Origin of the sequence: Agrobacterium sp. DE0009 (assembly GCF_007680755.1) — a bacterium.
In the GTDB taxonomy this organism is placed as follows: Bacteria; Pseudomonadota; Alphaproteobacteria; order Rhizobiales; family Rhizobiaceae; genus Agrobacterium; species Agrobacterium tumefaciens_B.
In genome coordinates, this window is the sequence record NZ_VEIU01000012.1 from 52,397 (window position 1) to 72,924 (window position 20,528).

A 20,528-nucleotide genomic window follows, 5' to 3' on the forward strand; every position below is an offset into this window, starting at 1 on the left:
CGTTACCTGCGGCGGCCGGTCCCATCAAGCGTGTAGAGCATATAAACGCCGCCCAAACCGACGATCGCACCGAGTATCGACGTGCCGGAATAGCTGGTGACCAGCGTCCCCAAAGCAAAAATGAGAGCGCCGAGACCAGCCCCAAGGAAGATGTTTACGGCGATCAGCGAGCTTCCGAGCCCCGGCCGGTCTGCGATCAACTCCTGAAGATAGGTGATGGGAATGCTGATGATGGCGGCTGCACCCAGCGCGCTGATGAGGGTTTGCGCGTAAATGTGCCATGGCGCGGTCGCGAGCCCCTGCAGGACAAGGTATATCGCGTAAAGTACCGAGCCAGCCGCAAGCGTGAGCGTTTGCGGCATCTTCTTCTCGATCCAGCCCCAAAAGAGAATGAAAACGATTTCCAGCGCGGCAACGATACCAGCGACAATGCCGATATCTGCGACCGTACCCCTTGCCTGTCCGGTGATGATGAGCGAGCGGATAGAGTCGTTCAGATGCAGCATGGAGCAGATCAGCGCGATGGCGATGATCCGCAACAGCACCCGCCGCGATCCGATTTCCGAAAGCGAAGCCATAAAGCCGAAGCGCGCCTCCGTATTGACCACCGCCGGCGTCGCCGCGCGTGGCAAGCAGAAAGCAACCAACAGGAAGCAGACAAGCGCGCAGATGCCTGAGAACAGGAAGGCCAGAAGCATATTGCCGGAGTTCACCAGGAAAATGCCGACGATACCTGGCACCAGAACCCAGGACAGGGAGATGGTGGCGCGCATGATCGAATTCACCGCGATCATGTCGCCGGTCGAAAGGTTGCGTGCGTCCGCGCGCACATGCGCGAAGATCAGCGAATTCATCGCCCCGAAAATCGGAAGCAGAAGGAGCTTGGCGCTGACGAAAGCCGTGGCGTTGCCGACCAGATAGACCAGAAGATAACCGCTAACGCCGAAAAGCGCGATGAACAGCATGGGTTTACGATATTCTCCCAGCCTGTCGGCCACGATCCCCATCAACACGCTGGCACTGACGTTGATGATGGCGGCAAACAGCATCAGCATCGAATAGACGCTGTTGCTGAGCCCGATTTCGCGAATACCGATGACTGCCTGATAGGGGGCAGTCGCGGCATTCGAGAAGCCAAAAAACAGGATGGCGAGCGCCCCGATGCGGATCGACGGATTGTTGATGACGATGGAAAGAGCCGATGGCATGGGAATTCGCCTGGATGTGATCCGGCTTTGCCGGATCGGGGTAAACTATCGGAGCGCCGTCATCGCCAGCGGGCCGACAGAACGGGTGTGGGTGAATAATCGAAATCCGGCTTCCATGGGTAAAAATCGCCGTCCCGGCGGCGATTGGGAAGATTTTCGATATCCTGATTGATGACGCCTTCCGTCAACGCCATGAAGTTGGGATTGGCAATAGGCGCAAGCTCCGGTGAAAGATAACCGGACTTGACGACCAGTAGCCGCATCTCCTTTGGATTAAAGCCAAGACGGGTGAAATCGGAAATCATGTGATAGGGCCTGCGACGTGCCGCCAGAATGACCGTGATGCCGCCGATGGCGACCACCGCCTGCCGTTGGTCAGCAGCACCTGGATCGTCCAGTTTCACAACACGGGCCTCGACGTTCACGGACGGGCTCTGCGGATCGAGACTGCCGCCGATCTTCAGGAAAAGCGCAGCACCTTCGCCAGCAGCAAAACAAGCGTCAACAGCCGGCCGGTCGGTTATGCCGCCCAGCAACGCACCCTGCCAGTTGCGCTCAATCAGCGCCGCCAGTACATCGGCGCGGTCGCCCACTCCGCCGCCCGTCGGGTTATCGCCGGAGTCGGCAAGAATGATCGGCCGTGTGGCGGTCCTTTCGGCAATCCCCAGGATGGTGTCGAGCGGCTCCGTCACCGGACCAAAACGAAAATCCTGCCGTGCATCCCAGTAGGATTGCGCAATTTCGGTGGCGATAGCCTTTGCCGCCGCCTTGTCGGTCCCCGTCACCACCGCGCAAGCGGTCGCCCTCGGCTCGTCGGCCCAGACGTAACCGATCATGAAATTCGCATCCCACACGCCGGACCGTGCATCGTAATCCGGCAGGGCGGCATAAAGGTTTTTGGCAGGCTCGTCTTCCGTGGACGTCTTTTCGCCCGGCAGCAGAACCGGAATTTTCGCCCAGGCCACGCCGGGCTTTTCTCCCGTCTTCAGAGCCTTGATCAGCATCGTCCAGGCACGCACCATCGTTTCGCGTACGTCGATATGCGGGGCTGTGCGATAGGCGGCGAAAATATCCAGCTGATCGATGATGGTCTGGCTGACATTGCCATGCAAATCGTAGCTCGCCGCGACAACAACATCCGGGCCAACCAAAGCTCGGGCACTGGAAATCCAGTCGCCTTCCGCATCATCCATGCCCTCGACATTCATCGCGCCATGCATGGCGAGATAAAGCCCGTCCAGCGGCAATGCGGTCTTCAGACGCTCGAGGAATTCGTCCTTGAACGCCTCATAGGCGGCGCGTGAAATCGGGCCGCCCGGCACCGCCCGCGCATGCAGCAGCGGCAGCAGTTCCGCCCCGCCCTCGCCAAGGAAATTGAAATATTCCGCCTCCAGAAGATCTACGCCGCGAAAGACGCGAAAATCCTCCTGCACCATCAACACGGGGGAATAGGTGCTGCACTCGGTATGAATACCGCCAATGGCAATGCGCATCCCACCCTCCTCAATAAACCGGGTTCAACGGAACGATGGCTGCAAAACGCAGCCAGTCCTTTTGCGCCTTCGGTGTCCACGCCGCCTCGGCAATGGCCGGAAGCCTTGGGAAAACGAGGTGGTTGAAATAGGCGCGGTTGAGGAAATGTTCGGACCAGATGCAGGCCTGAACGCCTTTCATCCTTTCCTTCAGTTCGTCGGGAAACTCGCCAACGGCCTCATACCCGTAGGTATGCGACGGCGGAACGGTGCCAGCCCAGCTTGCCCCCGGCTCCTGCCAGGCCTCATCCTGCACCATGTCGAGATAATAGGCCTGACCTGGCGTCATCACCACGTTATAACCCTGCTTTGCCAGCTCAAGCCCGACCTCCGGCTTTTGCCACGCCATCAACAATGTTCCCGACGGATCGACGCCGCCGCCGTGAGAAACCTCATCCCAGCCGGCAAGCTGGCGGCCGCGCTCATGCAGCATGGCCTGGACGCGCTTCATGAAGTAGGACTGAATACCGAAAGTGCCATCGAGCCCTTCCTTCTCCATGAGACCCCTCGCAAGCGGCGAGGCCAGCCACGATCCGTCCGCAACCTCGTCACCGCCGATATGGATCAGCCGTGACGGAAAGAGTTCAACCATCTCGTCAAAGATCTTGCCGAGGAATTCGTAAGTCTGCTCGATCGCGGGGTTAAGTGCATTGTTCGGGTATCCCTGCACGGAACGGTAGCTGTCAGGTGCTTCCTGCCCATCCGTCAGCTCCGGATAGGCAACCAAAGCCGCCGTGCTATGACCGGGAATATCGACCTCCGGCACGACCTCGACATTCAATGCCGCCGCATGCGCCACCACAAGACGCACATCGTCCTGCGTGTAAAAACCGGAAACCGGCTCCGCCCCATTGCCGAGCTGTGGCAGGAGCGGCGCATCCGGGCCACGCGTCGCCCCGACCGTCGTGAGCAGCGGATAGACCTTGATTTCCAGACGCCATGCCTCATCGTCCGTCAGATGCCAGTGGAAGCGGTTCATACGCAGCCATGCGAGAATATCGATCAGCCGTAGCACATCGTCTGTCGGATAAAACTGACGCGAAACATCGAGATGGCAGCCGCGCCAGCTATAGCGCGGCGCATCGACGATGGTGCCCGAGGCTGGGAACCGGAATTTCGGATCGACGCGCGCGCCATGCAGCAGCTGCGCCAGAACCGTCAGACCATATTGCAGACCGGCAGCAGCCGAATATTCGACTGTCACAGCGTCGCTGGAGAAGGAAATGCGGTAACCTTCCGCTTCCAGCCCGCTATGCCGCTTGAAATGCAGTGGTTTTCCTTCATGCACCGGCGCAAGGCTGAAAGGCACATGCCCGACGGCAAAGAGCCTGCGGAACAGCGACAGCACGGTTTCCACCGCAAGCACTTCTTCGGCTCCCGCATCTTCCGTCGGGAAGAGCGCGACGGGAAAGCCCTCGCCGGGCTCGGCGTCGATTTCGGCGGGCCAGGGCTGAATGGCGAAGGGCAGATCGAGCTTGCCTTCGGGAAGCAGCACCGGCGCCGGTTCGCTGTGACGGCCATCCAGCATCAAGTCACCCACATCCACGGCGCGATGCGTGCCATCGGCAAGGCTGATGTAAGCAGACTTTGCCCCATCCGTGCGGTGCCTCGCCGGTCGCAGCAGGCCATTGACGGTAAAGCGCCAGGATTGTCCGGCTTCCAGCACGAAGCCGACCGGCGGCGCAAATTCATGGAAATTGGCATTTCGGCGCAGGTAAACCGCGTTGTCGCAAACCGGCTTGTCCACCGTCCGCGTCAGCGACGTGTAAACGATGCGGAAATCCGTCAACGGCTCACGCGACAGATTGACCAGGGTGAAAGTGAAGCCGCCAGATGCGGAGTCGGCAAGCGGATGCCAGGAATTTTCGAGACGATACTGTGCGAGCGCCATGATGCTCCCCTTTATTGCGCATTAAACCCGTTGGAGGGTTTTGATCAGTAGTGTTCGGATTGCGAAAACGTCCGCGCCAGCGGCGCCTGCCCGGCCGTCAGGCCACAATCGACCGGCAGGCACACGCCGCTGATGGCAGCAGCCTGAGGACCCGACAGAAAAGCGACCGCATTTGCGACATCTTCGGGCTTGACGATCCGTTGCAGCGGGTACCAATGCTGCGCTTCCTCAAATACCCTGGGATTGGTAGCGGCACGGGCCTCCCACGCCTGTGTGCGCACCGTGCCGGGCGCAACGGCGTTGGCGCGAATGCCGAACTTGCCATATTCAACCGCGATCAGTTTCGTCAGATGGATCAAGCCGGCCTTCGCCGCGCTGTAAGCCGGATGACCGAAGACTGCCATGCCGTTCACGGAGGTGATGTTGACCACAGAGCCCTGCGTGCGCTTCAACGCTTCCTCGAATGCCCTGAAGCAGAGAAACGGCGCTTCCAGATTGAGCGCATTGTCCTTGCGCCAGATTTCGGGCGTCGTGTCATGCAGGCTGACGGCTCTTGCAGCACCCGCATTGTTAACGAGGGTGGCGACATCACCCAGTTCGGCGACTTCAGCCGCCAGCCTTGCAAGATCCTGCGGATCCGTAACGTCGCAGGTCTTCGCAATGACTTCGGAATCGGACAGCAGCGAAACAGCCCCTGAAAGGGCGTCAGCGTCGATATCGACCAACACCACCCTTGCATGGGTCTCAGCGAGTGCCGCGGCAATTGCCCGGCCAATATCGCCGGCCGCGCCGGTTACCACGGCGAGTTGGTCTTTTCTGTCTTGCATGTCCTGCAACTCCCTTGAAGCTTGCAACCCATCGTTAAGCGGGTTCAGGCAAAGCACCTGTTTTTGTCGATTATTCCGCCCTCAATCACCCAGCAATTGCCTGTCGTCCGGGTCACGATGCTCGACAAGCTGCTGCTTGATGTGACGCAGGGTCACCATTGACCTTTGCCGTTGATGGTAGGCAGCAAGCGTCGCCAGAACATCGACGGCGGCGAGATAGGCATAGCGTGACGAGGTCGGGCGGAAGATATTGTTTCCCTCGGGCACATTGACCGCCACCACCATATCCGCGGCGGCGGCGACGGGCGTGTCGCTCTGGGTGAGTGCAATCGTCGTCACGCCCATTTCGCGCGCCAGCCTGAAGCACTTCACCAGCTCCATATTGCGCCCCGAAAAGGACGAGCCGATAATCACGTCTTCCTTGCGTGCTGCGGCCGTCATCATCAGCTGCATGCTGTGATCGGCACTGGTCGAAACCCGCAACCCAAGGCGGAACAGTCGGTTCTGAATCTCGGAAGCGATCATCGACGAATTGCCGCCCGCTCCGAAGGCATAGATCATGCCGCTATTGGCAATCTTTGTCGCCGCCGCATCTGCAAGCGCCGGATCGAGCGTCCTGTGTAACAGAAACAGAGCTTCCTGCGCCTTGGCCAATACCTCTTCAGCAACGTCTGACGGGCTGGTGCTGGAGGGCTCGGACGTCAGATATCGAACGCCGACATAAGCCGTCTTGGCAAGGCTCACCTTGAAATCGGAAAAGCTCTGGCAGCCCAACCGCCGGCAAAAACGCGTCACCGTTGGTGGCGATACTTCCGCGCGGGCCGCAAGCTCGATGATCGACGCATTGACCGCAAATTCGAAATCCGAGACCAGAATATCGGCTATCCGCCGCTCCGACTGCGAGAACTGTCCCCTGTCTTCCTGAATCTTTGCAAAAATATCCATGCTCGCCGGTCTCCGTTGTGCCAAAACCTAAAGTCTGGCCCCGTTCCCGATGCATCCTATTAAGATGCGCCCGTCAACCGCATTCCTCCTCGAAACAAGCGTATTTCGTCCCTCTGACGACAGCACCGACATCTCCTTAATGAAAATAATTTTCTCTGTTGATTGAGAGATGAGCATATGCCAACAATATTCGCCAGATAAATATCCAAAATCTGAAAATAATTTCAACATCGGACCCGAATGATGCGCGACCCCTTCAAAAATCCCTTCCCCGAAACCGACAGTGCCCGCCACTCCATCTGGGAGATGCTGGTGACGCGTGACATCGATGCCTTCCTCGCGGCTGACTGGTCGAGGGTCGCGGGTGACTTCGTCGAGGATGGCTTTCTCGGAATCAATGCCAACAGAGATCCAAACCCGGACAACTGGCGCCTGTCTTTCCCATCTCTTTCTGCCTATCGGGAGGAATGGCTGCGGCAGGCACATGATTTCCAGACCCAGAAATTTGCGGACGATCCGCGCCACGCCATTTTCACGACAACCACGCTCGAAGAGATCGAAGTGGAAGGAGAAACCGCGCTGGTGCGCAAGAAGTTCGACGGCGGGCTTCGCAAGGCCGATGGCAGCTTTGACGTCATGAAATGGCAGACGCTCTATTATTGCAGGCTGCACGAAGGGCGCTGGAAAATCAGCGGCTTCACCGGCTACATGCCCAACCCCATGCCTTGAACCAACAAGCATCAGAGAAAGATGTGAACGCCGGGCCGAACGTCCGGCGGTGTTTTTTCGTCTCGAGACAGACGACCGCCGGACACGGGTCGTGTTGGAAACAGCCGGGCATGGGTCAACAGATGTCATGGCCCGGCTCCAGCCCCTATTGTATCAACTTCAGAACGGAGAGATCGACGCGTCGGTCGAGCGCAATGCCGCTCTCATCGAACAGATGGCAATCGGCGGCCTTGATGCCGGTGACGATGGGCTCGTCCACGACAACAGGTGCCGAGCCCGACAGCAGGGCGCAATAATTCTCGCCCGTCGGCGCGACCCCGTAAGCGATCGTGTTGATCCCGAGCCGCTCAATCACACTCGGCGCAACCTTGATATTAAGATCGGCGGCTTCAAGCCCGGTATGTTCCGGGCGAATGCCAAGCGTCAGCTTAGAACCCTCAAGACCCGCACGAGGCTCCACCGGCACGGTGATTGTCTGGCCTTCATATGCCACAGTCACGCCCTCCGCGCTGACTGATTTGCAGGTGACCTTCAGGAAATTCATTTTGGGATTGCCTATGAAACCGGCCACGAACAGGTTTGCCGGCTTGTGATATAGCTCGAGCGGTGCACCGACCTGCGCGATTTCGCCGGCATTCAGCACCACGATGCGGTCGGCCATGGTCATGGCTTCCACCTGATCGTGAGTGACATAGATCATCGTCGCCTTCAGCGTCTTGTGAAGATTGGTAAGCTCGATGCGCATGTCGGCGCGAAGGGCGGCATCGAGGTTTGAGAGCGGCTCGTCGAAGAGGAATATCTTCGGCTCCCGCACAATCGCACGGCCGATAGCGACGCGCTGGCGCTGGCCGCCGGACAACATGCCGGGCCGCTGCTGCAGGCGCTGGTCGAGCTGAAGGATTTTCGCAACGCCTTCAACCTTCTGCTTGATCTTCTCCTCCTCCATCTTCTCGACCCGGAGGGGAAATGCGATGTTTTCGAAAACAGTCATATGCGGATAGAGCGCATAGGACTGGAAAACCATGGCGATGCCGCGCTTGACAGGCGGCAGTTCGTTGACCTTCACGCCATTGATGACGACGTCGCCGGCGGAAATATCTTCAAGGCCGGCGATCATGCGAAGCAATGTGGATTTACCGCATCCGGAAGGACCGACAAAAACGACGAACTCGCCATCCCTGATGTCGAGCTGAACGCCCTTGATGACTTCGAAATGTCCATAGTTCTTGCGGACGTTGTTGAGATAAAGCTGACCCAAGACTTGCCTCTCCCGGCAGCGGCCGACATCAGGCCGCGTTCAGAGATGTCCCGAACCCGCGCCACACCGCGCCGGATCGAAACCGTTGAAAAAACACGGGAGAAGCACCTGAAGGCGCCGGCATTCCCGCGGCGAAATCCGATCGGATGCGGGCAATGTTGCGCCCGCATCCTCCTCATGGATGTTTACTTGTACTGCTCGAGAGCGGCGGATGCCTTCTTCGCGGCATCTTCCGGTGTTGCCTTGCCAGTCACGACAGACTGCACCATCTCGATCACGGTATCCTGGAAGCCCTTGTAGTCGGTGAAGAGCGGCTCGGGACCACCATAGGCGATGCCGTCGATCAGCGGCTTCCAGAAGGGGTCCTTCGCGACGAATTCATCGACCTTGGCCGACGGGCGCAGCGGGGTCAGGCCGGCGCCGCCCTGCAGCTCATATTCGCCCTGCGGGCCAGGCGAGGTGATGAATTTGGCAAACTCGGTCGCCTTTTCTTCAACACCGGTTCCCTTGAAGATCGCAAGGCTGTCGGTGATGAGCAGAGTGCCGGGCCCCTTGGCTTCAGGACCGAGCGGAAGCGTCGTGATGCCCCAGTTGATCTTGGTTTCCTGAAGACGGGTTGCAGCACCCGACCCGGCCTGGATCATGCCGACCTTGCCATCGAGGAAGATGGCGCGGATTTCGTTCTGCTCATAGGCCGTTGGACCTTCGACGGAATAAGGCGTGATATCCTTGTAGGCCTTCAGGGCTTCGACAACCTGCGGGCTGTCGACCGTGATCTTGTCGCCGTCGATGACCTTGCCGTTATTGGTGTAAACCCAGTGCATGAACTGGTGCATGGTGTTATCGAAGGTCTTGGCAGGCAGGCCGTAACCGGCAATGCCCGTCTTTTCCTTGATCTGCTTGGCGAAGGCGATTTCTTCCGCCCATGTCTTTGGCGGCGTTTCCGGATCGAGGCCGGCCTGCTTGAACAGGTCCTTGTTCCAGTAAAGCGCCTTGGTGGAGAAAGCTACCGGCACGCCCCACTGCGTGTCCTCGAAGGTCACGGTGTCGACGATGTGCGGGTAGTAGCTCTTCTTTTCTTCATCCGACATCGGCACCGGAACGATGAGATCGTTCTGCGCAAACTGCTTCAGTGTGCGCGAACCGACATAGGCCATGGCGACCGGCGTGCCAGCGGCAGCGAGCGTGGTGGCCTTATCCTGGCACTGTTCCCAGCCGACGACCTCAGGCACGACCTTCCAGCCGGCATTCTTGCCTTCCCATTCCTTGATGTATTTCTCATGGATCGGGTCCATCTTGTCGCCGCAGTAGATCCAGCTGATCTCCTTGTCAGCGGCATGTGCCGTCACCGTGCCAAGGGCGGTGGAACCGGCAAATGCGAAGGCGCAGAGCGCCAAACCGTAATGTTTCAGTGCCATTGTAGTCTCCCGTTTTGGTGGTCGTTCCGGTTATTGCTTTATTTCACCGCGCCGGCGGTCAGCCCGCCGACGAGATATCGTTGCATCAGGAAAATCGCGATCATTGCTGGCGCGATGCCGACGAAGCTTGCCGCCATCAACTCGTTCCAGACCACTTCCTGCCGGCCGAAATAGGCAAACAGTCCAACCGGCAGCGGCATATATTCGGTCTTGGAATTGAAGGTCAGAGCGTAGATGAACTGCTGCGCATAGGCCTCGATGAACGAGGAGATGGCGACGACAGCGATGCCGGGCGTTGCAATGGGCAGGACCACACGGCGCAGTGTGTACAGCCGGCTGGCGCCATCCACATAGGCCGCCTCCTCCAGCTCGCGCGGTATGCGGCGCATATAGGTTACCAGAAGCAGGATGCCCGTCGGGATGATGAAGGCGACACCGGGGATGATCATCGCAAAATAGGTGTTCAGCACGCCGATCGACCGCATGAGGCGAAACAGCGGAATGAGCAGCACCGCACCCGAGAACATTTTCACCGCCAGGAATATGCCCAGCAGCAGACCGGCGCCTTTGAAATTGAAGCGGGCAAATGCATAGGAAGCGGGTATCACCAGCACGAGAACGATGAGCGTAATGCTGCCGGCGATAAAGAAGGAATTGAAGATATAGATGGCAAAGCCGGGAACGCTGACCCACATCGTCCGGTAGGCTTCAAACGAACCATTCTCGGGCCAGAATTTGTAAGGCGACGAAAAAAGCAGGCTGAGCGGCTTCAGCGAAACCAGAAAACCTTCCACAAAGGGCGCCAGAACGAAGGCCAGGAACACGGCAACGCCGCAATAAATTCCGATGATTTCATACCAGGCGTAGCGGTTGATCCTCGCATGTCTGTCGCTCATCGGCTGGCCTCCTGCGAGATACGGCTGGTGATACGGAAATAGAAGAAGGTGAAGATCGACAGGAAGATACAGATCAGCACGGCGCGGGCAGCGCCTTCGCCATATTTGTAAGCCCCGATCGCCGTCTTGTAGGTGTCGATGATCATCGTCGTGGTTTCGCCATTGGGTCCGCCACGGGTGAGGATCCAGATGATATCGAAGGAATTGAACGTCGAAATCAAGGACAGCACCGACATGGTAATCATGGCCGGCAGCATCAGCGGCAGTGTTATGCGACGGAAGCGATAGGCGCGGCTTGCGCCATCCGTCCAGGCGGCCTCATACAGGTCCTGTGGAATGGATTGGATGGCGGCCAACAGGTAAAGCGTCACCATGGGAACACCGATCCAGACATCCGTCACGATCGTTGCCCAGAAGGCCGTTTTGCCATAGGCGAGGAAGGCGATGGGGCCGTCCACCAGGCCGAGATTCTGCAGCACTCCGGAAATCATGCCGAATTGACCGTTATACATCCAGCCCCACATGAAGATGCCGATAGCCATCGGCACGATCCATGGCGGCATGGTGAGGATGCGAAACAGCGCCCGGCCGGGAACGGCGGAATTCAACAGCACTGCACCAAAGGTGCCGATGATCATCTTTATCGAAACGGAAAAAAACGTCCAGATAAAGGTCCGCGTGATGACATCGGCGAAAGTCGCATTGAAAATCTTCTCGTAATTGACGAAACCTACCCAGTTCGTCACCTTTTTAAGCGACGCATCGGTGAACGACAGAATGAAGGTGTCGACCAGCGGGTAAGCAACGACAAGCGTTATATAGAGAAGCGCCGGGACAAGAAGGAGCCAGGCGAAAATGACTGCGCTGCGTTTAGCATCCATCGCGCAGTCCCCCCTCAAGCCGATTTCACGGCGGGGGAGTGCAGCTGACCGTGCAGCGCCAGATCATATGCCTCCCACACCGGTTTGAGATCGACCACCTTGCGGCCATGGCGCGCCTCATCCATGGCCAACGCCAGAATGCCGGCCTCGATCGCATCCAGAGCGGAAACCGGTAAGGGCGCTCCCTTGACGACATGGGCGATGACGTCCTCGGCCATCTGCTCGTCCGCACCATAATGCTGTGAGAGCGTTGTCGCCGCCGAATAGGTCTTGGCGACCGTCTTCTCGTTGGTGCGGGCATTGTGCACGTTGAGGAAACCGCGCACGAAATCACCTTCAGCCATACCCTTGGCGCCGATCACGCAGAAGCGGCGGAAATCGTCGGGAACGTTGAGATTGGTGTGGAAGGCCAACGATGCACCATTTTCATATTCGACGATCGCAGTCTGGTAATCAATGATATCGCCATCGCTGTCGAATACCTTGTCGGATCCCATCCAGCCGCTCGGCTTGCGATGGTAGACTTCCATGTCGTTGATGCCGTCATTCTGGGGCGCATTAGCCGGCGTGAAGCTCTTGCGGCCACCGAAGCTCGAGACGAAACGCGGCCGCGCACCGACCACGCCGTTATAGAGATCGAGATCGTGGCAGCATTTTTCCAGCATGAACGAGCCTGAATAGTGCTCGTAACGCCGCCAGTCGCGCATGAAAAAGGCGCCATGGTAGGGAGGAATATGTTCGGATGCCTCGATGGAGACGACATCGCCAAGCTTGCCTTCGGCCTGCGCGGCGCGCAGATCGCGGTAAAGCGGCGAATATCGCAGGACAAGGCCGACCAGCAGCCGCTCATGGCCGTGCTTGTTGAGCAGCCGGGCGAGTTCGAGACTTTCCTCGATGCTGACGACGATGGGTTTTTCGGAGAAGATGGTGCAGCCGGCCTCAAGACCGATCCTGATATGGTCCAGATGCATGTGGTTCGGCGAGCCGATCATCAGGAGATCGAATTTCTCGTTCTCGATCAAGGCTTCAGGGCTGTCGTAAGCCTTGCCGACCGAGATGCCCTTCTCCTGCAAGCCAGGAAGACCAGCCGGGGCGGGATCGACATAGCCAACGATCTCGAAATCCTTGTCGATCTCATGAAAAACGTAGCCCAGATATCCAAGACGGAATCCGAGTCCGATTATTCCCACCTTCATGAACTTTGTTCCCTGCTCACTCGTAAATAATTTTCGCAGAAGCAACCATTTCTACGTCGGTTGTTCAATTATCTGCGACAATCTCCAACCATGATGAAATTAGTTTTCAAAACGGTCAAGCAAAATTCGGCTCACTCTGGCAAGTCACGGACAAGAAACCGATTCTTCCAGGCCAGCGGGACGCGCAACAGCTATCCACCGGCAACCGATGCCAAAACAATACCAAAAAAATGCCAATCGTCTAGAGCAATTGCAGCAACAGGAAAATTTTTTTGGTTAATGCAGAAATTTCGACCGACAGGCCTGAAATTGAGGCAAAATCCCGAAAAATGCTCCGATCAGCAATACATGTCCGATAATGGTTCTATTTTGGTATTGCCGATCGGCCATCGTGTGGTATAGCCAGAGGCAGCCACATCGGGATTGTGACAGAGGTTATGGATGAACGGGGCAGCGCTAAATCTGGACGACCTGCAATCAGGCGGCGGCCCGCTTTACCTGAAGCTGCGCCAGACGATTGAAGACGCCATCAATGCGGGCCGCCTGAAACATGGCGACGCGCTACCGCCGGAACGCGACATTGCAGAAAGCGCGTGCGTTAGCCGCGTGACCGTGCGCAAGGCAGTGGACGACCTCGTCCGCGACGGCCTTCTCGTCCGCCGCCACGGTTCCGGTACGTTTGTTGTCAAGCCCATCACCCGCATGCAGCAGCCCCTGACCAAGCTTACCTCCTTTACCGAGGACATGCGAAGGCGCGGCATGACGGCAAGCACCCGCTGGCTGGACAGGGGCTTGTTCCACCCGACCGGCGACGAAATGATGGCGCTCGGTCTTTCCCAGTCAGCCATGGTGGCGCGGCTCACGCGTCTGCGCCTTGCCAACGACCAACCGATCGCGCTCGAAGTCACCAGCCTGCCGGGCGACATTTTGCCGGATCCGCAACTGGTCGAAAATTCGCTCTATCTCGAACTTGAGAAAAGCGGCATCCGCCCGGTGCGCGCCATCCAGCGCATCTCTGCCCGCAACCTCACCGATGAAGAAACCCTGCTGCTGGGTGTCCCGCCTGGCTCGGCGGCGCTCTCGGTGCAGCGCATGGCCTATCTGGAAAGCGGCCGCCTGATGGAAATATCCCGCGCGCTGTACCGCAGCGATGCCTATGACCTCGTCGCCGAGCTGACGATGGGGCCTGAATGACAAACACCGATCGAGGATACGACACAATGACAACCCTGATGCGCCAGGAAATCAACGAGATTCCCGATGCAGTCGCACGCCTGCTTGATAATGCCAGTGCGGACTTCCAGGAGGCCGGCGCCAAGCTGAAGGCGCGTGATCCGGCTGTGATCGTCACCATCGCGCGTGGCTCGTCGGACCACGCCGCGCATTTCCTGAAATATGCCATCGAGTTGCAGACCGGGTTACCGGTTGCTTCGCTCGGCCCTTCACTCGCATCCATCTACCAGACGCAGTTGAGGCTGGAGCGGGCGGCAGCTTTTGCCGTTTCGCAATCCGGTAAGAGCCCTGACATCGTCGCTCTCACGCAAAGCGCCCGCAAGGGTGGCGCGCTCACCTTTTCGCTTGTCAACACCCTTCCCTCGCCCCTCGGCGACGCGGCCGATCACGCCATCAACATTCAGGCAGGCCCGGAAAAGGCCGTCGCGGCGACCAAGTCCTTCGTTAACTCCATCGTCGCGGGCCTCGCAATCCTTGCCGCGTGGACAGAAGACAAACAGCTTGCCGAAGCCGTCGGTGCCCTTCCCCAGAATTTCGCATCGGCCGTCGCGCTGGACTGGAGCCAGATCGGCGAGGCAGTCAAAGGTGAGGAATCGCTTTATATGCTGGGCCGTGGACCAGCTCTCGCGATCGCTGCGGAAGCCGCGCTGAAATGCAAGGAAACCTGCGAACTGCACGCCGAGGCCTACTCCTCCGCAGAGGTCATGCATGGCCCGGTGTCGCTGGTTGCACCGAAATTCCCCGTTATCGCTTTTGCAGCCCGTGACCGCGCCGAGACCTCCGTCACGGAAATCGCTTCGGGTCTTGCGGGCAAGGGCGCGAGCGTTTTTGTCACCTCCGCCAAGGGTAGCCCGGCGAAGTCCCTGCCTTTCGTGGAAACAAACCATCCGCTGACAGACGCCCTGTTGCTGATCGCGCCGTTCTACGGCTTTATCGAGCAATTGTCTCGCGCCCGCGGCTTCAACCCGGATGCGCCCGTGGCATTGAAGAAGGTAACGGAAACCCAATGAGCAGCAGCAAGGCATTTGTCGGCGCCCGCATTTTCGATGGCGCCACATGGCATGACGGCGAGGTTCTCGTCATCGGCAACGGCGAGGTTGCGACACTATCGAGTGGGGCGCCTGCGGATGCTGAGGTCATCGCGGCCGAGGGACTGCTCATCGCACCGGGCTTCATCGACCTTCAGGTCAATGGCGGCGGCGGGGTGATGTTTAATAATGAGCCCGACGTTGATGGCATCGCCCGCATCTGCGCCGCCCATGCCAAATTTGGCACCACCGCGCTGATGGTCACCCTCATCACCGACCGGCCGGATATCACAGCCAAGGCCGCTGAAGCAGGCGTCGCCGCTCATAAAACGGGTGTTCCCGGCTTTCTCGGTCTGCATTTCGAAGGGCCGCACCTGTCTATCGCCCGCAAGGGCACCCATGATCCGGCGCTGATCCGGAAGATGGAACCGGCCGATCTTGACGTTCTGGCCGCCTGCAGGGCGCAGCTTCCCTTCGTGTTGACGACAATCGCTCCGGAGAACGTAACTGAAGAGCAGGTGACGGCCCTGCAAAAAGCTGGTGTCATCGTCAGCCTCGGCCATAGCGATGTCGGCTTCGCCGTCGCGATGGCCTATGCCGAGGCCGGCGCATCAATGGTAACCCATCTCTTCAACGCCATGAGCCCTCTCGGCCATCGCGAGCCAGGCGTGGTTGGCGCTGCCCTTTCGAACGGCCGGCTTGATTGTGGACTGATCGCCGACGGTTTTCATGTCGATCCGGCGGCGATAGGTATCGCGCTACGCGCCAAGAATGGTCCGGGCCGCATCTTCCTCGTTACCGATGCGATGTCGACGATCGGCACGGATGATGATGGCTTTGAACTGAATGGCAGACGCGTTTACCGCAACGGCGGCCGGCTGACTCTTGAGGATGGTACGCTGGCGGGAGCAGATATCGATATGCTCTCCTGCGTCCGCTTCATGCACGAAAAATTGGGAACGCCGCTTGAGGAAGCGCTGAGAATGGCCTCCGCCTATCCCGCCGCAGCCATCGGCGTATCGCATAAGGGGAAACTTCTGCCCGGTTTCGATGCCGATTTCGTCATGCTGACATCAGACCTTCAGATGCATTCCACATGGATAGCGGGCGAAAAAATCTTTGACGCCGCACGGACCGGAGCCTGACCCATGATCGTCTGTTTCGACATCGGTGGAACGACCATCAAGGGGGCAGTGGCCTATGCTCCTGACGATATCCGCCCTGTACCGCGCATCCCGACGCCAAAGACAACTTTCGAAGATTTCGCCGCCGGCCTGAAATCCGTCATCGATCAAAGCGGCGGCGAGCCCGGCTGCGTGTCGCTGTCGATTGCCGGCGTCATCGATCCCGACACCGGCAAGGCAACCGTCGCCAATATCCCAAGCATCCACGGCCGCGCTCTGCAAGACGAGCTCGAAAAAGCGCTGGGTCTGCCCGTCATCGTATCGAACGACGCGGATTGTTTCGTGATCGCCGAATCCGAAATCGGTTCCGGTCGCGGTCATCGCGTGGTCTTCGGCGTCATCCTCGGAACCGGTGTCGGAGGTGGCCTCGTCATCGATGGTAAGCTTATCAATAGCGATGGCGGCTTCGCCGGAGAATGGGGCCACGGCCCTGTGGCGGCGACGCTCGCCGGAAACCCGCCGGTCTGCCTGCCGCGCTTCGAATGCGGCTGTGGCCTTGTCGGCTGTATCGACGCCATCGGTAGCGCTCGCGGCATGGAAAAACTGCACGCACACCTTCACCAAAAAGAGATGAGTAGCGAGGCCATTATTGCCGCGTGGCAGGGGGGCGATACGGGGGCTGCCAGAACCATCGACATCCTCGTCGATATTCTCGCCTCGCCCCTGGCAATGGTGATCAACGTGACCGGCGCAACCATCGTCCCGGTTGGCGGTGGACTTTCAAATTCCAGGGAGCTGATCACTGCGCTTGATGTTGCCGTCAGAACCCGCATCCTCAGGCGCTTTGATCGCCCCCTGGTCGTGCCCGCCATATGCCGCATCGAACCTGGGCTGATCGGTTCAGCGGTCATTGGCCTGAAATATGCTAACGAGGTCGCGGTTCCGGCCTAGCATCCGAAGATGCTCCGGGCGAGATCAGGTCGTGTGGATCTTTTCCCGGCGAAAGCCCAGTCCGACCAATCGGCCGGTGAGGTGCGCCAGAAACGGAAATCGCATGATCGCCAGCACAAAGGCCGGCGGCCCTTTCTTTTTTTCCGCGTCATCGACCTGCTTGTTTTTGCGACCGACACGCATCATCCGCTGGAGAAACTGCGTTGCCTTGGTGGGAAAGGATCGCCGGTTTTCGATTGCGGCGAGATCGTCGTCTGAAACACCGCGACCGGAAAGAACTGCCGGTACAAGCACATTCGCTGCCGCGACGGCGTCCTGAACCGCGAGATTGACGCCAACGCCGCCGACGGGCGACATCGCATGGGCCGCATCGCCGATGCAGATCAGGCCGGGTTTCCACCAGCGCTTCAGCCGATCGATACGGACGGTCAGAAGATAAATGTCATCCCAGCTTTTAAGCTCATCCAGCCTTTCTCGGGGAAAGGGGCAGATTTCGGCCACCCTACGCCTGAAAGCTTCGATGCCTTCAAGCTTTATGTCAGCGAAAAACCCTTTCCGCACGACATAACCGCATTGCCAGTAATCACCACGGTCGATCATGACGAAACCCTGTCGCGGACCGGCATGCCCCATGGTTTCCTTGGGATCGCCGGGCTGTTTCGAGAGCCGCATCCACAACACCTCGGTCGGAACACCGAAGCGCTGGACCTCCAGGCCTGCGGCCTCACGGACGACGGAACTGCGGCCATCAGCCCCCACCACCAGATCGGCCTCGATCTCTATCTCTCCATGCGGCGTATCGATCCTGATACCGCCGACCTTTCCGCCGCGCTCGACAAGGCCCGTCACCGGCGCATTCATCAGCAATCTGAAATTTTCGTATTGCCCGGCTTTCCCCACGAGGAAATTGAGAAAATCCCATTGCGGCATGAAGGCAATGAAGCGATTTCGGACCGGAAGACGGGAAAAGTCGGCAATCGTCACGCGCTCGCCGCCAATGACCGCATGAAGCGCCGGTGCACGCGTATGCGGAAGGCTCAGAAACTCATCGATGAAACCGAGTTGCTCGATCAGATCGAGCGTGGAGGGGTGGATGGTGTCGCCACGAAAATCACGCAGAAAATCCCCGTGTTTTTCAACCACGACGACGTCGATCCCGCTCCGCGCCAGCAGCAGGCCGAGCATGACGCCCGCCGGTCCGCCGCCGGCGATGGCAATGGTGGTGCGGATATGCTGGGCGGCCCCGCTATTGTCTCCCAGAGCGCTCTTCACGATATCCATCACTTCTCTCCCCCCACGCCTCGTCTTCACCGCGGATCGGCGGAGGGAAGGCTCACATTTTTCGGTTGCGGCCAGCCCTGCGCGTCGAATTTAAACAGCATCTGCGACCGCGCGAAGATAAAGGCGAAGGCCATTGCCGTCCACGTCCCGAGAAACAATCCGGCGGCGACATCGCTTGGATAATGGGCGCCGACGATGACGCGCGAAATCCCGATGACGAGGGCAAGCAGCAGGAAGCCCCAGCGAAAGCGTGGCATCAGCATGGCGAAGGCGCCGAAGAAGGCCCCCGCCGCCGTCGAATGTCCTGACGGGAAGCTTTCGTAAAGATTGTCGCCGGTGAAAGGTGTGAGACTATAGGCACCCATTTCCAGAAAAAGCTCAGGCCGCGCCCGCCCGATCAGAAATTTCAGCGTGTGGACGAGAATACTTGCCGTTCCGATCGTCAGGAAAAAATAGGCAAGAAGCCGCCACGCCGTTCGCAGGCGCCCGCCGTAGGTCCGCCCTTGCAGGACACGCGCCGCAATATAGGCCAGAATGGCTAGTGCCCCGGTAGAATAGAGCATCCAGCGGAACGTTCCGAAGTCCGTGATGGCGCGGTTGAAAGAGACGATTTTACCCGGCAGGGCCTGCGCGGTTTCAGAAAGATGCGGATCAAAAGGAATGAAAACGAGAACCAGCAGAAGGCTTGCCGCAAAAATCCAGCCACTGGAAACCACGAAACGTCGCATCGATGTCCTCTTCTGTTTTCCTGCATATGGCTTTGTCGGCAACAAAAACAATAGCTGGGCTTTGTCCTTGTTATGGCAGGTTTTCGCGGGTAGAGCCTAATCTGCCAAATAAATAAACGGGCCAAAGATGACGAATGCCAGCAAATTGCCACGCAAGCTCACCATATTGGGTTCGACGGGCTCGATAGGCGCCAACACGATTGATGTCGTTCGCCAGTTGGGAGGCCGAGAGGCGTTTGAGATCGCCGCCCTTACAGGTGCGGGAAACATCGCACTTCTGGCGGAACAGGCCGTAGAATTTGGTGCGCAGCTCGCGGTGACAGCCGAGGAAGAGAATTACCAAGCGCTGAAATCGGCGCTGGCCGGCACCGGCATAACGGTTGCAGCGGGCAAGGCAGGCCTCGAAGAGGCAGCCTCCATTGATGCCGGCTGGGTGATGGCGGCAATTGCCGGTACGCCCGGCCTCGCCCCGACGCTCACAGCGGCACGGCGCGGAGCGGACATTGCGCTTGCGAACAAGGAATGTCTGGTATCAGCCGGCGATATTTTCCTTCGAACCGTCAAGCAGGGTGGTGGCCGGCTGATCCCGGTCGACAGCGAGCATAGTGCGATCTTCCAATGCCTGACGGGCGACCATCAGCTGGCGGTGGAGCGCATCGTGCTGACGGCATCCGGTGGCCCTTTCCGCACCTGGTCTCGCGATGAGATGGCGAATGTCACGGCCGATATGGCCCGCGCCCACCCCAACTGGTCGATGGGCCTCAAGGTTTCGATCGGCAGCGCCTCGATGTTCAACAAGGGGCTGGAAATGATCGAAGCGAAATATCTCTTCGATCTCCGACCCGAGCAGGTGGAGGTGATCGTCCATCCACAGTCGATCATTCATTCGATGGTGGGCTACACGGACGGTTCCTATATCGCCCAACTCGGCGCGCCGGACATGCGCACCGCCATTTCCTATGCCCTCACCTTTCCGCAGCGTGGCAATCTGAATGTCGAGAGACTGGATTTCGCAAAGCTGGCGCGGCTGGATTTCGAAGCGCCGGACGAAGTGCGATTCCCGGCGATCCGCCTTGCCCGCACTGCACTGGAGCGCGGCGGCCTGCAGGGAGCGGCCCTGAATGCCGCCGAGGAAACCGCATTTCATGCCTTCGTTGAGGGAAGCATTGGCTTCCTTGACATGGCGGAGATCGTTGAAACGGTCATGGACCACCTGCATGACGGCCGATCCGCGACAACAATCGACGATGTTTTCGCGACGGACGAGGAAGCCCGCCGCCATGCGCTTGCAATCATCGCCGCAAAAGAAAAGGCCGCGTAAACGCGGCCTCAGACCGCTGACAAACCCGTCGATTTTTCGGCGGGTTTTGTTTTTGGGTTGGGTTGAGATTTTTGTTGGGCG

General features: G+C 58.8%; 19 protein-coding genes. 7 read left to right on the forward strand and 12 right to left on the reverse strand.

Annotated features, from left to right (window positions below; translation table 11 throughout):
- Positions 1-2: 2 nt before the first annotated feature.
- The 5 genes from FS804_RS23750 to FS804_RS23770 form a co-directional block, all read right to left on the reverse strand.
- Entirely contained in the window at positions 3-1,208 is a 1,206-nt protein-coding gene (locus FS804_RS23750; RefSeq protein ID WP_063948393.1) for an MFS transporter, read from the reverse strand.
- Positions 1,209-1,267: 59 nt separating this feature from the next.
- Positions 1,268-2,701, reverse strand: coding sequence for a M81 family metallopeptidase (locus tag FS804_RS23755; protein WP_144579240.1), 1,434 nt, complete (start codon positions 2,699-2,701; stop codon positions 1,268-1,270).
- Between the two features lie 10 nt (positions 2,702-2,711).
- Positions 2,712-4,631, reverse strand: a complete 1,920-nt coding sequence (locus FS804_RS23760) for a beta-N-acetylhexosaminidase (RefSeq protein WP_144579241.1) — start codon at positions 4,629-4,631, stop codon at positions 2,712-2,714.
- Between the two features lie 44 nt (positions 4,632-4,675).
- Positions 4,676-5,458, reverse strand: coding sequence for an SDR family oxidoreductase (locus FS804_RS23765; protein ID WP_144579242.1), 783 nt, complete (start codon positions 5,456-5,458; stop codon positions 4,676-4,678).
- An 81-nt stretch (positions 5,459-5,539) separates the two neighbouring features.
- Positions 5,540-6,403: a MurR/RpiR family transcriptional regulator gene (locus tag FS804_RS23770; protein WP_063948385.1), complete on the reverse strand. Its 864-nt coding sequence runs from the start codon at positions 6,401-6,403 to the stop codon at positions 5,540-5,542.
- 243 nt (positions 6,404-6,646) lie between these two features.
- Here FS804_RS23770 and FS804_RS23775 point away from each other — a divergent pair, with 243 nt between their 5' ends.
- The gene (locus FS804_RS23775) at positions 6,647-7,132 is read left to right on the forward strand and encodes a hypothetical protein (protein ID WP_144579243.1); all 486 of its coding nucleotides are present in this window, start codon (positions 6,647-6,649) and stop codon (positions 7,130-7,132) included.
- A gap of 145 nt (positions 7,133-7,277) precedes the next feature.
- Here FS804_RS23775 and FS804_RS23780 read toward each other — a convergent pair whose 3' ends face one another.
- The 5 genes from FS804_RS23780 to FS804_RS23800 all read right to left on the reverse strand — a co-directional run bounded on the left by FS804_RS23780 (position 7,278) and on the right by FS804_RS23800 (position 12,781).
- The gene (locus FS804_RS23780) at positions 7,278-8,390 is read right to left on the reverse strand and encodes an ABC transporter ATP-binding protein (protein ID WP_063948383.1); all 1,113 of its coding nucleotides are present in this window, start codon (positions 8,388-8,390) and stop codon (positions 7,278-7,280) included.
- Positions 8,391-8,575: 185 nt separating this feature from the next.
- Positions 8,576-9,808: an ABC transporter substrate-binding protein gene (locus FS804_RS23785; protein WP_063948381.1), complete on the reverse strand. Its 1,233-nt coding sequence runs from the start codon at positions 9,806-9,808 to the stop codon at positions 8,576-8,578.
- Between the two features lie 38 nt (positions 9,809-9,846).
- Complete coding sequence (locus FS804_RS23790) at positions 9,847-10,704, reverse strand: carbohydrate ABC transporter permease (RefSeq protein ID WP_144579244.1); 858 nt, start codon at positions 10,702-10,704, stop codon at positions 9,847-9,849.
- Positions 10,701-11,585, reverse strand: coding sequence for a carbohydrate ABC transporter permease (locus tag FS804_RS23795; RefSeq protein WP_063948378.1), 885 nt, complete (start codon positions 11,583-11,585; stop codon positions 10,701-10,703). Before FS804_RS23795 ends, FS804_RS23790 begins: the two co-directional genes overlap by 4 nt.
- A gap of 14 nt (positions 11,586-11,599) precedes the next feature.
- Positions 11,600-12,781 carry a Gfo/Idh/MocA family protein gene (locus FS804_RS23800; protein WP_063948377.1) on the reverse strand — a complete coding sequence of 394 codons (1,182 nt, stop codon included), beginning with the start codon at positions 12,779-12,781 and terminating at the stop codon, positions 11,600-11,602.
- A 90-nt stretch (positions 12,782-12,871) separates the two neighbouring features.
- Here FS804_RS23800 and FS804_RS23805 point away from each other — a divergent pair, with 90 nt between their 5' ends.
- Genes FS804_RS23805 through FS804_RS23825 form a run of 5 tightly spaced genes read left to right on the forward strand, consistent with a single transcriptional unit; the run spans position 12,872 to position 17,117 of the window.
- A complete protein-coding gene (locus FS804_RS23805; RefSeq protein WP_186376975.1) occupies positions 12,872-13,183 on the forward strand; it encodes a hypothetical protein in 312 nt (103 codons plus the stop codon).
- A gap of 39 nt (positions 13,184-13,222) precedes the next feature.
- The gene (locus FS804_RS23810; protein ID WP_063948375.1) at positions 13,223-13,975 is read left to right on the forward strand and encodes a GntR family transcriptional regulator; all 753 of its coding nucleotides are present in this window, start codon (positions 13,223-13,225) and stop codon (positions 13,973-13,975) included.
- Between the two features lie 26 nt (positions 13,976-14,001).
- A complete protein-coding gene (locus tag FS804_RS23815; protein ID WP_144579245.1) occupies positions 14,002-15,024 on the forward strand; it encodes an SIS domain-containing protein in 1,023 nt (340 codons plus the stop codon).
- On the forward strand, positions 15,021-16,187 hold the full coding sequence (gene nagA / locus FS804_RS23820) for an N-acetylglucosamine-6-phosphate deacetylase (RefSeq protein WP_144579246.1): 1,167 nt from the start codon (positions 15,021-15,023) through the stop codon (positions 16,185-16,187). Before FS804_RS23815 ends, nagA begins: the two co-directional genes overlap by 4 nt.
- A 3-nt stretch (positions 16,188-16,190) precedes the next feature.
- Positions 16,191-17,117, forward strand: a complete 927-nt coding sequence (locus tag FS804_RS23825; RefSeq protein WP_063948370.1) for an ROK family protein — start codon at positions 16,191-16,193, stop codon at positions 17,115-17,117.
- Positions 17,118-17,141: 24 nt separating this feature from the next.
- Here the strand turns inward: FS804_RS23825 and FS804_RS23830 are convergent, their stop codons facing one another.
- Positions 17,142-18,398 carry an FAD-dependent oxidoreductase gene (locus FS804_RS23830; protein WP_144579247.1) on the reverse strand — a complete coding sequence of 419 codons (1,257 nt, stop codon included), beginning with the start codon at positions 18,396-18,398 and terminating at the stop codon, positions 17,142-17,144.
- 26 nt (positions 18,399-18,424) lie between these two features.
- The gene (locus FS804_RS23835; protein ID WP_144579248.1) at positions 18,425-19,126 is read right to left on the reverse strand and encodes a phosphatase PAP2 family protein; all 702 of its coding nucleotides are present in this window, start codon (positions 19,124-19,126) and stop codon (positions 18,425-18,427) included.
- Positions 19,127-19,253: 127 nt separating this feature from the next.
- On the opposite strand from FS804_RS23835, the gene dxr reads away from it, so the two are divergent.
- Positions 19,254-20,447, forward strand: a complete 1,194-nt coding sequence (gene dxr / locus FS804_RS23840; RefSeq protein WP_144579249.1) for a 1-deoxy-D-xylulose-5-phosphate reductoisomerase — start codon at positions 19,254-19,256, stop codon at positions 20,445-20,447.
- Positions 20,448-20,528 lie beyond the last annotated feature (81 nt).